Here is a 12,862-nt window from a genome sequence, read left to right on the forward strand (position 1 = left end):
AGAAGGATAAGATCATGAAGAAATGGATGAACCAATTATCACGTCTCGGATTGTTTCCCAAGTTGTTTCTGGTTATGGTGGTCAGTATTGTCCTCGTTTCTGTACTCATCTTATGGACGACCATTCACATGTCAACCAATCTGTTTACTGAGACGTTCAGTATCACAAACTCCAAGGTGCTTAATCAGATCAAAACAAATTTTGAATCCTTTAATGAGGCCATTGCTGCCGTATCGAATAATGTGACGCAGAGTGGATCGATCCGAGGATTCCTGTCCGAAGGAGATGCCGATTCCCTCACGATGGCCAAATCCTTCTATAACATGAGGGAAACGATGGATCGAGTTCAATCCATCACAGAATCCTACGAAGTCGGGATAACAATTATGGGGATTAATGGACGGAGCTATTCCACGAATCGTGCTCACCTTCAGTTGTCCGTGGATGAATTGAAGCAGGAGCCAATTACGATGGAAGCCGCTGAGACGCCGAGTCGTCTTATCTTTGATGTTTACCAAAACGAGGCAACGCTCGGGAGTCAGCAGATGATCTCTGCGACGAAAGCATTGACGGACCGAACACGCAGCCGGATATACGGTACGCTCTATGTCACGATGAGAGAAGACATATTCCGGCAATTTTACAGCAGCTTTACAAGTCGTGGCAATGATGTGGTCATTATGAATGAAAAAGGTGAGATTGTATCATCGAATCGTGAAGACTGGATCGGAACAACTCAGCTGGATTTGCTATCGTATGCCCGGGATATGAACAACAACTCTCCGAGAAGTATTAATGCTCGTGTGATGGATCAGGATAGCGTTGTGTTATCCGAGTATTTACCGTTTTATCGGTTTTATATTGTCAATGTAGTGGATAGGGATCTGGCGATGGGTCAACTTATCGACATGAAGACGGTTGCCCTGATCTGTGCAGCTATCGTTGTGGGGGCACTCATCCTTGTGTTTCTCATCACCAGCCAGATTACCAAGTCACTGCGCAGACTTGTGAAACAGATGTCCAACATTACAAAAAGTGATCTGGACAACTATATTCCAGTGAGCGGAAGCTACGAGAGCAGGCAGCTTGGTCATGCTTACAATTACATGCTTGATGAACTGCATGATTATGTGGATCAGTTAGTACAGACACAGCATGAACAACGGAACGCAGAGCTTGCGGCATTACAGAGTCAGATTAACCCTCATTTCTTGTACAATACACTTGCATCTGTCAAAGTTCTGGTGCAACAAGGCAACAAAGACAGGGCTGCGGAGACGATTAATGCATTAATTGGATTGTTGCAAAATACGATCAGTGATGTGAGCCAGACTGTTACAGTGGAACAAGAAGTCGAGAATTTGAAAAATTATGTCTTCATTAATCACGTCAGATATGGTGGCCGAATTAAAGCAGCTTTCTACGTGGCTCCGGATTGTACACACTATCATGTACCCAAACTGGTAATCCAGCCGTTTATCGAGAATGCATTTTTCCATGGATTCATCAAGAAAGAAACGGGTACGATTCATGTCATGGTTTCCAGAGCGGGAGAATCACTCATCTGTGAGATTATGGACAACGGGGATGGAATTGAAGGGCTTGTCATGGGAGAAACGTTGCCCAATCCAAAGAACAATCGTCAACTATTCAGTGGGATCGGTATTCGCAACGTACATGACCGTATTGAGTTATTATATGGTTCACCTTATGGTGTCACCATTATGAGTACGGTTGGGGAAGGAACGAGAGTCACCGTTACACTACCTTTAATCACGAGTTGAATCGAAACCCGATTCGATTGAATACACTTAAAATCGAGATCCCTCGCTTCTGTTTTCTACAGAGGCGGGGGATTTTCACGTGTCAGAGGTAAAGCGGGTGAAATCATTTTTGTACTATTTCAAGATCAAGAAATTACAAAATCAAAAGAAATTACAAAAAGCCAAATTTAATGCAAACGGTTTCTGTAAAGGTTTTCATTGTGGCAATAAGATGACAAATCCGTACAAAATTATTACTAACGAATGGAGATATGGGAATGATAAGATGAATACATCGAAAGCAACCGCTTTCAGAAAACGCAAACAAATTACACACAAAGAGGTCGAAGGGGAGTTGAATATTTTGAAAAAAATGTGGGTATTGATGCTCGTTACAGTACTGCTGTTGTCCGCATGTTCATCCGGTGGCGGAGGTAATTCCGCTAGTGGTGGTGACGAAAAAACAAACGAAATTACGGTCTGGGCTTGGGACAAAGCTTTTAACGTAGCTGCAATGGAAACAGCAAAAGAAGCATATCAAAAAGCAAATCCTGATGTGAAAATCAACATCATTGAATACGCTCAAGCTGATATCATTCAAAAACTGAACACAGGTCTTAACTCCGGAACTGCCAGTGGTCTTCCAAACGTAGTTCTGATTGAAGACTATCGTTCACAAAGCTTCTTGAATGCATATCCTGATGCGTTCAAAGATCTGTCTTCCAGTATCACGGCTTCCGATTTTGCAGATTACAAACTCGGACCAACAGCGTTTGATGGCAAACAATACGGAGTTCCATTTGACTCCGGCGTTGCTGGTTTGTACTACAGAACAGATCTGCTGGAGCAAGCTGGCTACAAAGCAGCTGACCTGCAAGACATCACTTGGGATGACTACATCCAAATTGGTAAAGACGTAAAAGCTAAAACAGGTAAAGAGCTTCTTTCTCTTGACCCGAATGACCTTGGTTTGATTCGTATGATGATCCAAACTGCAGGTAAATGGTATTCCGCAGAAGATGGTAAAACACCTGACATTGCTAATAATGCTGCTCTGAAAGAAGCGTTTATTACTTACAAAGCAATGATGGATGCCAACATTGTTAAATTGCACTCTGACTGGAGTCAATTCGTTGCCAACGCCAATAACGGTAGCGTAGCAACAATCCCTACAGGTAACTGGTTCTCACCATCTGTACGTCAAGAAGCTTCCCAATCCGGTAAATGGGCTGTAGCTCCAATACCGAAAATGGCTGGTCAAGCAAACTCTGTTCACGCATCCAACTTGGGTGGTAGCTCTTGGTATGTTATGAACAACGTTCCTGGTGCAGATCAAGCAGCTGATTTTGTAGCAAAAACATTTGGTTCTGACAAACAATTGTATCAAGATCTGTTGAACAACATCGGCGCAATTGGTACGTACAAACCAGCAGTTGATGGTGACGCGTATGCCAAAGCAGACGAGTACTTCGGCGGACAAAAAATCTTCACAGACTTTGCAAATTGGACGAAAGAAATTCCAAGCGTAAACTATGGTATCAACACATATGCCATTGAAGATATTCTGGTTGTAGAAATGCAAGCATTCCTGAACGGTAAATCAATCGATGACGTTCTGGCTGATGCACAAAAACAAGCTGAAGCACAATTAAACTAAGATACCCAAGGTAACTTATAGAACCCTAGGAAACATCGGAGCCGTCTCCCATGTCCGGCGCAAGTCGAACCGGATATGGCGAGAGGCTCCGTGGGTTCTACCCATGTTCCATGGAGAGAGAGGAGCCATACTGTGAAAGCCATGAATACAGGAGACAGTCTCCAAAAGAAAAATAATTTGACTGGATGGGCTTTTGTTTTGCTGGCTGTTGTCGGGATTGTTGCATTTTACTTCTACCCGATGATCCAAGCGCTGCTCTTATCGTTCAAGTCTGGTGTAGGAGCCAATCTTGAATTTTCGGGCCTTTCTAACTACAAAAGATTGTTAGTTGATACAACGTTCCGTACAGCATTATCGAATACATTTATCTACTTGATTATTCAAGTGCCTGTAATGATTATCCTTGGTTTGTTTATTTCCGTATTGCTGAATGACAGCACACTGCGCTTCCGGAGTTTCTTCCGTACAGCGATTTTCTTGCCTTGTGTAACTTCATTGGTAGCGTACTCTGTTGTATTCAAATATTTGTTTGCACCAGATGGAATGGTGAATCAATTCCTTATGGGCTTGCACATTATTGGCGATCCAATTCAATGGATCACAGACCCGTTCTGGGCTAAAATTACGATCATAATCGCCGTTACTTGGCGTTGGACCGGATATAACATGATTTTCTATCTGTCATCCCTGCAAAACATCGATCAATCGATCTATGAAGCTGCAAGAATTGACGGAGCGAATGCTTTTACACAATTCTTCAAAATCACTGTACCTTTGCTTAAACCGATTATCCTTTTCACGTCCATCACATCAACGATTGGTACATTGCAAATCTTCGATGAGATCATGAATATTACCAAAGGTGGTCCAGGTAATGCGACCATGTCGATTTCACAATACATCTACAACCTTTCGTTCAAATATTCACCGGACTTCGGTTATGCAGCAACAGTGTCGTATTCCATCGTAATCTTGATTATTGTATTGTCCATCATCCAGTTTAAAGTGGCAGGTGATAATAAAAATGGCTAAAGCTAAAGCAAAACGGATTTTCACGTATGTGTTCCTATCCATCGTCGCCTTTGTATCCATTTTCCCTTTCTTCTGGATGCTGGTCAGTTCAACAAATGCATCAGTCGATGTCACCAAGGGTAGACTGCTGCCCGGTTCAGCTTTTATTGATAACTTCAACAAACTGATTGATTCGACAAATCTGGTACAGGCTCTTGGAAACTCGGCGATTATCTCTGTGGTTTCCACTCTCTTGGCACTGTTTATTGGTTCCATGGCAGGTTATGGTTTCGAGGTATATCGCACGAAGTCCCGTGATATCGTGTTTAATATCCTGTTGTTATCCATGATGATCCCGTTTGCAGCGATTATGGTACCACTGTATCGTATGTTTGCAACAATCTCGGGAGTTGCACCGGTTATCGGTATTAACACGATGGCAGCAGTGATCTTGCCAACCATCGCAACAGCGTTCCTGATCTTTTTCTTCCGTCAGAACACCAAAATGTTCCCGAAAGATTTGCTGGAAGCTGGACGTATTGATGGTTTGAGTGAACTCGGCATCTTCTTGAAGATCTATATGCCAACCATGAAAACAACATATGCAGCGGCAGCAATCATTACATTCATGAGTAGCTGGAACAACTATCTGTGGCCACTCATTGTATTGCAAACACCTGACCAACAAACGATTCCACTGTTGATCTCAAATCTGGGTGCTGGTTATTCTCCGGATTACGGAGTAATCATGACAGCAATCGTGATTGCAACACTGCCTACAGCAATCGTTTTCTTCATCATGCAGAAACATTTTGTTGCAGGTATGGTAGGTTCCGTGAAGTAATGAAAACAGCATAATCCGTGCAAATGACGGATGCAGGAAAGAAGAGAGGGCGCTGTTATGGCGTACCTCTGTCTTTTTTGTTTATGTAAAGCAAAAGGAAATCCAGAGTAAACCTTGAATAAGTCAAACTATAACGTTTTAAAGGGAGAGAGAGCCGATGAAAGCAACAAAGGCAGATATCAACTGGTTGGGGGACGTAAGTGTATTTGAGGTGAACCGTCTTCATGCCTATTCCGATCACCGTTATTACCAAACGATGGACGAGGCTGTAGGTTCAGGCGCGATGTCCATGCGTTATGATCTGAATGGTACGTGGAAATTCAACTATGCAATTCGTCCAGACAGCCGTTCTGAGTTTCTCTATACATCCGATTTTTCCAGTGAAGGCTGGGATGATATTGAAGTTCCGGGGCATATCCAACTTCAAGGATACGGACAGATTCAATATGTAAATACACAATACCCTTGGGATGGCTTGAACGACATTCGTCCACCAGCATTACCACAGGATAAAAATCCGGTTGGAAGTTACATTCGCACATTCCACCTGCCAGCAGGTTGGGAGTCTAATCCGGTATATATTTCTTTCCAAGGTGTAGAGTCTGCATTTTATGTATGGCTTAACGGACAATTCGTAGGATACGGGGAGGACAGCTTCACGCCATCTGATTTTGACCTGACGCCATACCTTCAGGATGGAGAGAACAAACTCGCAGTTGAGGTGTATCAACGCAGCACAGGCAGCTGGCTGGAAGACCAGGATTTCTGGCGTTTCTCCGGCATTTTCAGAGATGTATATCTGTATACCGTCCCAGCTGCACACGTACGTGATGTTCATGTTCGCACAGATCTGGACAAGTCCTATACCAACGGTACGTTGCAACTAGATTTGAAACTGGAAGGAAAAGCGGTTGCTGGAGCGCGAGTAGAGGCTGAACTTCGTGATCGTGATGGCAATACCGTTAAAACGTTTGAGTCCAAAGTTAACGATGGACAAGTAAGTCTTCGTGAAGACATCGGCACAGTGAACCTGTGGAGCGCAGAGATTCCATACTTGTACCGTCTCTATATTCGTGTATATGATGCTGCGGGTGCACTGGTTGAGGTTGTTCCTCAAGCCGTTGGTTTCCGTACATTTGAAATGATTGATAAAGTGATGCACATCAACGGTAAACGTATCGTATTCAAAGGTGTGAATCGTCATGAGTTCAACCCGCGTCGTGGACGTGCGGTTACGAAGGAAGACATGCTGTGGGATGTTCGTACCATCAAACAGAACAACATGAATGCCGTACGTACGTCACACTATCCAAACCAAAGTCTTTGGTATGAGTTGTGTGATGAATACGGACTATATGTTATTGACGAGATGAACCTGGAGACACACGGATCTTGGCAGAAACTTGGTGCTGTTGAGCCTTCATGGGTTATTCCAGGTGACAAACCGGAATGGCATGATATCGTTATGGACCGCGCTGTATCCATGGTGGAGCGTGACAAAAACCATCCGTCCATTCTGATCTGGTCTTGTGGTAATGAATCACATGGTGGTGAAGTCATCTACAAAGTATCCCAATACTTCAAATCGGCTGATCCAACACGTCTGGTACATTATGAAGGTGTATTCCATGATCGTCGTTTCGATGAAACAAGTGATATGGAGACTCGCATGTATGCCAAACCGGCAGACATTGAGGAATTCCTGAATGCAAACCCGACCAAGCCTTATATTAGCTGTGAGTACATGCATGCCATGGGTAACTCTATTGGTGGTATGCACAAATATACGGAGTTGGAAGACAAATATCCGATGTATCAAGGTGGATTCATCTGGGATTACATCGACCAATCCATTTATAAAAAAGATCGTTACGGCAAAGAATTCCTCGCTTATGGCGGAGATTTTGGGGATCGTCCATCAGACTATTCGTTCTGTGGTAACGGTATCGTCCATGCTGACCGTAAAGTAACTGCGAAAATGCAGGAGGTTAAATTCCTGTACCAGAACATCAAGCTGTTCCCGGATCGTGAAGGTATTAAAATTGTGAACGGTAATCTGTTCGCAGATACGTCTGCGCTGGAACTGGTATACAGCCTGGAGCGCGAGGGACATGAAGTGCTGCGTGGAACATTGGAAGTCAACGTGGATGCCCAAAGCGAGACGGTAGTGAAACTTCCGCTTGGTGCAGAAGCTCTGGCTGGCGGCGAGTACGCTGTGAACACTGCATTTGTGTTAAAAGAAGCTACAATGTGGGCTGACAAAGGCGAAGAAGTGGCATTTGGACAGTTTATTTTCACACAGGATCAGGTCAATGATGTAGTTGAAGTCGACTTGAACCTTGTAAGTGATGTACAAGTTATCGAAGGTGACGTTAACATCGGTGTTCGTGCCGGCAAGACACATGCGCTGTTCTCCAAACAGTTTGGGACACTGGTTTCCCTGAAATTGTCTGGTCGCGAGACGATTGCTGTACCACCTGCACCGCTCTTCTGGCGTGCAATGACGGATAATGACAAAGGTATGGCGATGGGCTTCGAACTGGGAGCCTGGTATGCAGCGAGCCTGATGCCACGTTCTGTAGAGTGGAAAGCGGAACAGAAACCGGATCAATACCGGATCGAGTTCACGTACAAGCTCAACATTTCGGAGGATGTACAAGTGAAAGTGGTATATACCGTTCATGCAGATGGAAGCGTACGTGTGCATAATGCGTACAAAGGTACAGCCGGATTGCCAAACCTGCCAATTCATGCATTGTCCTTCAGAACATCACCTGACTTCGAAAACGTGGAATGGCTCGCAATGGGACCCGAAGAAAACTATGCAGACCGCGCATTTGGCGCACGTCTCGGTATCCACGGCAGCAAGGTAGTTGATACTGTAGCTCCATATCTTGTACCACAGGAATCAGGCAACCGTACTGGCGTGCGTTGGGCCAAATTGACGGACAATGCAGGACGTGGCTTCAAAATCGAAGCTTCTGGAGCTCCGGTTGAGCTGAATGTCTCACCATATACGGCATTTGAGCTGGAGAACGCACAACATGCGTACGAATTGCCACCTGTGCACTATACGGTCGTGACTGTAGCAGGTAAACAAATGGGTGTTGGCGGTGATGATAGCTGGGGTGCTCCGGTTCATCCGGAATACCTGATCCCTTCAGACGGCGAACTGACATTTGAATTTGTCATTCGTGCACTGTAAGTAAAAAAATCGTACAGAATAAAGAATGTATTCTATAAAGAACAGAGGTCTTCGCTATCGGAGGCCTCTGTTTTGTTATGTCAACGAACAGCTTGAGAGGCTTGGTATGAAACCGTTCTCTCTCCAACCTCGTAATGTACGAGACAGGAAACATAAGAGGGGGTTCAAGATGAGTAAAAAAGCAAAGACAGGTATATGGGTGACGGTGTTGGTCTTCTTGGGTATCATAGTTGGATGTTTCATATGGTATTTCAATACCGCTTCGGGTGAACGTGCACTCAAAACGATGAGGTCCAATAACTCGGGTGGCCTGGAGAGGGTTGTTAAAGTGTACAGCAATAACGGTGAATTGATTCAGACCTATGATGGTAAGATTGACGTGGAAGATACGGAATACGGCAATAAAGTATTATTTGATCTCAATGGGAAACGTGTTGTGATCTATAATGCAACGATTGTTGTTGAAGAGAAGTAAAGCAAAATTAAGGAAATGATATAAGGGTCGGGTGAGATTTTTATGGTGGATATGTACCTCATAATCCTAGTTGCTATCTTGGGAATGATCCTGTTCTATAGCTTGATTGCTTATTTCTTGATTCGTTTCATTTCGAAAAAAGCATTCAAGCTGACGTTAACCAAATATGAAATGATGGAGATTATGACTTGGCTCGCCGTGTTGTTTATTACCTTCATGATGATTAAGAATGGTTCGGTGAATCTTCTCTTGCCGGTTGTTTTACTTATCATTCCATTGATCAATTTGCGACTTTCCAATCGGAAACATAGAGAGCTGAACTCGTAAGCTCTTGCTACGTTGGGGTAAGGTACAAGAAGGATGAACATAGGAAAGGTTGACGGAGATTACATCACTAGTCAACCTTTTCTAGTTGTATGATTATGAATGGTGAAAATGAACGGGAGGATTTCAATAATGATCTTCGGAAAATCAACGGATACTTCAGGTGTAACGCAGGTTGCCAATCTTTCGGATGAGTTGCAGTCTGTTTTTGATCAAGCAGAAAGCAAATATAAAATAGTTGATATTGAACTCTTCTTTGTTTTCAGGTGTCTTCCTGAAGAATATGAGAGGAAGTCGACGGTCAGACATGTGAAGAAGGAGAATGTCATCTATTTTGATCTGGTGGTCAGCGAGGATCGTTATAAGACATTAAGCAAAAGCAAACAACGGTATGTCTTAAGCCATGAGTTTTATGCTTTTTTAAGTGAAAAGATCCAGAAATACAAGATTGAACATTTAAAAGTGAATGAGTTTATTGCAGATATGGGCATGTGGCTGAGGGAGATTGAATGGTTGCAGACCGAAGAGGAAGCAGAAAAAAGTGAATTTGAAGAAAAGTATATCTAGTAAAATAAATTAAAACATAAACAACAAAAAGAAGCCCTCTTTCGAGAGCTTCTTTTTCATGGGAGAGGAGAAACCGGACGAAGAGCTTATGGGGAAACGTAAGTCTTCTCCGCGGTTGTCTACGACACTTGTGATGTCGATAATTATAGAATCGCCTGATTGTTTCCTTTTTATACATATGCGTCAATAATTCGTAAACAATTTTCCAAGGAAAATGAAGACCGCACATTTTTCAAACTGAACCCGAGTGTGGTACGATAGTCGTATCAATAAACTTACATAGAGAAAAGGTGACTCGTCAAGTGAGAGTGGTATCTGGGAGTGCAAAAGGCAGGCCGCTGAAGGCTGTTCCTGGCACGGGTACGCGGCCAACCACCGACAAGGTGAAGGAAGCGTTATTTAGCATGGTTGGTCCTTATTTTGAGGGCGGCACAGCATTGGATCTGTTTGCAGGCAGTGGAGGTCTCGGTATTGAGGCGCTGAGCCGCGGCATGGACAAGGCTGTTTTTGTTGATTTGGAATCAAAAAGTATTGAAGTCATCCGCATGAATCTGAAGGCAACCAAGCTGGAAGACCAGGCGGCCGTATATCGTAATGATGCAGGTCGGGCATTGAAGGCACTCGCCAAGCGAGGCACAACGTTTGATCTGGTATTTCTCGACCCGCCATATCGCATGAAGAACGGGCACGAGTTGATGCTGACCATGCACGAATTGGAACTTCTGGAACCCGAAGCAACCATCGTGCTTGAATATGAATCCAAACATGATTACCCTGAGCAATTCGGCCCGTTTGAACAAACGCGCAAGGCTTTGTATGGGGAGACGGCAGTATCCATCTATTATTATGCGCCAGAAGCAGTTGAAGATGGAGAATCCATTACACCGGAAGAGGAGGCTCCTCATGACTGAAATGATACACCGACAGGAACGGATCGCCGTATATCCTGGAAGTTTTGATCCCGTAACGATGGGGCATCTGGATATTATCGCCAGAGCGTCGAAGCAATTTGATCGCGTCATTGTGGCTGTGTTGAACAATATGAGCAAAAATCCGCTGTTTACGGTGGAGGAACGCAAAGAACTGATTACGGAAGTAACCCGCCATCTACCGAATGTCGAAGTGGACAGTTTCCGCGATCTGACAGCCAATTACGTCCGGCAAAAGGAAGCTCAGGTCATCGTTCGTGGTATACGTTCGGTAACTGATTTTGAATACGAGTTGCAATTGGCATCGACCAACAGCAAGTTGAATCCGGATGCGGAAACGATATTTATGATGACAAATCCCAAGTATTCCTATTTAAGTTCCAGCATCGTCAAAGAAATCGCTCATTATCATGGAGATGTTACAGATCTTGTCTCACCTGAAGTGGAAGCTGCGCTCCGTCAGAAAATCAGCGAGAAAACCGGCGGTTAAACCAGAAGGTAAGACCCGATAGACTAATCATCACTGCAAGAAGTAAGGCAAGACCTATGCATGCAGCAGGGAAGATACTCCAAATGGTGTTGATCGGGTATGTGTTACTTGGACTATGTATGAATAACCAACCGAATGGTGTCGAGAGGTCTTGCTCTGCATTCGTCTGTAATGTGGTCCAGACTTCTGTGCTATAACGGCTGAACGGCATCCATAGGAACAGACTGATGAAAAAGGCAATTAATCCATGAGTCAGACGAACTCCGGCAAAGTACAACATCGATTTGCTGCTTGGACCAGTTGTTTTCAGGACAGCAGAGACTTGCAGATGGGAGCATAAACCACCCCATCCAAGAACGGCTGCAAGTAGAGACATGAGCAGTGCGGGTGTAAGTGAAGTCTGGCTCAAATGGTAGGTGCCCAGATGAAGCTCAAAGAAGGCTGGCCACAACGCAGCAGAGGACCCGGGGGTCAGATAAAGGGAGACCAGCCGGATAAATACGGCAAAACCGATCATGTATCCACCAGTCATCATCAAGGTCTGTACAGCCTGGGATACGGTGTCACCGAGCAGTTTGCCAAATCCTCTTCCATCACGACGATGGGCTTCTCTGGCTGCGATCATCATATCAGACCATATACTGCGTCGTTTGAACGTTGCGTGGTGGGGTGCAGATGAGCGACTTGTGGAACTTGCAGGCTGAGAATCAAGAGAGCTCTTGTCTGCTTGTACGGCGGTCGAGCCAACCCTGTCTTTCTGGTTACCCGGTGCGGGCAGGAGACGCGTGGCAAGAATGGCAGCAATCCAGCCGCTGATCCAGTGGACCATGAGTAGAAAATATCCGGCCGCTGGCTGGTGGAGAAAAGCAGCACCAACGACCAGTATGATCATCATTGGATTGGCAAAATGAGATGCCGCCGCAAGGACAACCGCCTGCTTGGCGGTAATTTGTCTATCCTGAAATAAACGGGATACCGCATCTGCTCCTGCAGGGAATCCGCCGCACATGCCAACGGCAATTGCCAGACCTGCGTTGCCTGGGAGTCTAAACCAGCGTTGCATTAACGGTCCGAGCAAGGCGCCGATCGCGTGGGTGAAGCCAAACGCAGTGAGCATTTGGGATAACATGAGGAACGGGAGCATGGCAGGGAAGATGATTTTCCACCATATATCCAGACCTTGAATAGAGGCGTCAAACGCTTCTTTGGGGGAAGCAACTACCGCAATGACCAACATTAAAGCGCCGGTACTTAGGATTATCGTTCGTAACGGGCCAGAATCTCTAACCTCGCTCTGTAATGTCATCGTTTCACCTCATATCAGATAACGCCGATTCGGCATCTGAATCGTTATGGACGGCCGAATGACGCCCGAAGGGCGGTTCGGCCTTGACCGGACAGGCTATTGTATACAGCGGCCTATCCGGCCTGTACCATTGTATGCACAAGGACCAGAGTGTTAGACTTGAAAAAAATGATTCAACAAGATGAGCTGAGTATCTGCATGACAAAGAGCGTGAATTTAACCGACGAATGGAAGTATTCACAAGGTGGAATTACGATTGCTGATTAGTGTAGAGTTCAGCTTATATAGAGA

The 12,862-nt window shown here is 44.7% G+C and carries 11 protein-coding genes; 10 read left to right on the forward strand and 1 reads right to left on the reverse strand.

Annotation, left to right across the window (positions count from 1 at the left end):
- Window positions 1-14 precede the first annotated feature (14 nt).
- The 10 genes from MHI12_RS10745 (at window position 15) to coaD (ending at window position 11,265) form a co-directional block, all read left to right on the forward strand.
- Window positions 15-1,784 (forward strand): sensor histidine kinase, encoded by a 1,770-nt coding sequence (locus MHI12_RS10745; protein ID WP_405172358.1) that lies wholly within the window; start codon window positions 15-17, stop codon window positions 1,782-1,784.
- A 352-nt stretch (window positions 1,785-2,136) separates the two neighbouring features.
- Window positions 2,137-3,420, forward strand: coding sequence for an extracellular solute-binding protein (locus tag MHI12_RS10750; RefSeq protein ID WP_347400007.1), 1,284 nt, complete (start codon window positions 2,137-2,139; stop codon window positions 3,418-3,420).
- Between the two features lie 141 nt (window positions 3,421-3,561).
- Window positions 3,562-4,452: a carbohydrate ABC transporter permease gene (locus tag MHI12_RS10755; protein ID WP_036610887.1), complete on the forward strand. Its 891-nt coding sequence runs from the start codon at window positions 3,562-3,564 to the stop codon at window positions 4,450-4,452.
- Window positions 4,445-5,275, forward strand: coding sequence for a carbohydrate ABC transporter permease (locus tag MHI12_RS10760; RefSeq protein ID WP_036609483.1), 831 nt, complete (start codon window positions 4,445-4,447; stop codon window positions 5,273-5,275). The genes MHI12_RS10755 and MHI12_RS10760 overlap by 8 nt, the downstream gene beginning before the upstream one ends.
- Before the next feature lie 157 nt (window positions 5,276-5,432).
- Window positions 5,433-8,480 (forward strand): glycoside hydrolase family 2 TIM barrel-domain containing protein, encoded by a 3,048-nt coding sequence (locus MHI12_RS10765; RefSeq protein ID WP_405172359.1) that lies wholly within the window; start codon window positions 5,433-5,435, stop codon window positions 8,478-8,480.
- A gap of 169 nt (window positions 8,481-8,649) precedes the next feature.
- Window positions 8,650-8,955, forward strand: coding sequence for a hypothetical protein (locus MHI12_RS10770; protein ID WP_017689244.1), 306 nt, complete (start codon window positions 8,650-8,652; stop codon window positions 8,953-8,955).
- 42 nt (window positions 8,956-8,997) lie between these two features.
- A complete protein-coding gene (locus tag MHI12_RS10775) occupies window positions 8,998-9,282 on the forward strand; it encodes a hypothetical protein (RefSeq protein ID WP_101313430.1) in 285 nt (94 codons plus the stop codon).
- Window positions 9,283-9,411: 129 nt separating this feature from the next.
- On the forward strand, window positions 9,412-9,846 hold the full coding sequence (locus MHI12_RS10780; RefSeq protein WP_405172360.1) for a hypothetical protein: 435 nt from the start codon (window positions 9,412-9,414) through the stop codon (window positions 9,844-9,846).
- Window positions 9,847-10,148: 302 nt separating this feature from the next.
- Window positions 10,149-10,757 (forward strand): 16S rRNA (guanine(966)-N(2))-methyltransferase RsmD, encoded by a 609-nt coding sequence (rsmD, locus tag MHI12_RS10785; protein ID WP_036609474.1) that lies wholly within the window; start codon window positions 10,149-10,151, stop codon window positions 10,755-10,757.
- Between the two features lies 1 nt (window position 10,758).
- Window positions 10,759-11,265 carry a pantetheine-phosphate adenylyltransferase gene (gene coaD, locus MHI12_RS10790; RefSeq protein ID WP_085981453.1) on the forward strand — a complete coding sequence of 169 codons (507 nt, stop codon included), beginning with the start codon at window positions 10,759-10,761 and terminating at the stop codon, window positions 11,263-11,265.
- On the opposite strand, the gene MHI12_RS10795 is transcribed toward coaD, so the two are convergent.
- Window positions 11,243-12,571, reverse strand: coding sequence for a nucleoside recognition domain-containing protein (locus MHI12_RS10795; protein ID WP_405172361.1), 1,329 nt, complete (start codon window positions 12,569-12,571; stop codon window positions 11,243-11,245). The two genes, coaD and MHI12_RS10795, sit on opposite strands and share 23 nt — an antisense overlap.
- Between the last annotated feature and the right edge of the window lie 291 nt (window positions 12,572-12,862).

The sequence above is a fragment of the Paenibacillus sp. FSL H8-0280 genome, from assembly GCF_045040665.1.
GTDB classification, from domain to species: domain Bacteria; phylum Bacillota; class Bacilli; order Paenibacillales; family Paenibacillaceae; genus Paenibacillus; species Paenibacillus xylanexedens_A.

What these genes read in the sequence shown, in the direction of transcription:
- MHI12_RS10745 (WP_405172358.1), top strand. Translation starts at nt 15, where the DNA reads ATGAAGAAATGGATGAACCAATTATCACGTCTCGGATTGTTTCCCAAG.
- MHI12_RS10750 (WP_347400007.1), top strand. Translation starts at nt 2,137, where the DNA reads ATGTGGGTATTGATGCTCGTTACAGTACTGCTGTTGTCCGCATGTTCA.
- MHI12_RS10755 (WP_036610887.1), top strand. Translation starts at nt 3,562, where the DNA reads ATGAATACAGGAGACAGTCTCCAAAAGAAAAATAATTTGACTGGATGG.
- MHI12_RS10760 (WP_036609483.1), top strand. Translation starts at nt 4,445, where the DNA reads ATGGCTAAAGCTAAAGCAAAACGGATTTTCACGTATGTGTTCCTATCC.
- MHI12_RS10765 (WP_405172359.1), top strand. Translation starts at nt 5,433, where the DNA reads ATGAAAGCAACAAAGGCAGATATCAACTGGTTGGGGGACGTAAGTGTA.
- MHI12_RS10770 (WP_017689244.1), top strand. Translation starts at nt 8,650, where the DNA reads ATGAGTAAAAAAGCAAAGACAGGTATATGGGTGACGGTGTTGGTCTTC.
- MHI12_RS10775 (WP_101313430.1), top strand. Translation starts at nt 8,998, where the DNA reads ATGGTGGATATGTACCTCATAATCCTAGTTGCTATCTTGGGAATGATC.
- MHI12_RS10780 (WP_405172360.1), top strand. Translation starts at nt 9,412, where the DNA reads ATGATCTTCGGAAAATCAACGGATACTTCAGGTGTAACGCAGGTTGCC.
- coaD (WP_085981453.1), top strand. Translation starts at nt 10,759, where the DNA reads ATGATACACCGACAGGAACGGATCGCCGTATATCCTGGAAGTTTTGAT.
- MHI12_RS10795 (WP_405172361.1), bottom strand. Translation starts at nt 12,571, where the DNA reads ATGACATTACAGAGCGAGGTTAGAGATTCTGGCCCGTTACGAACGATA.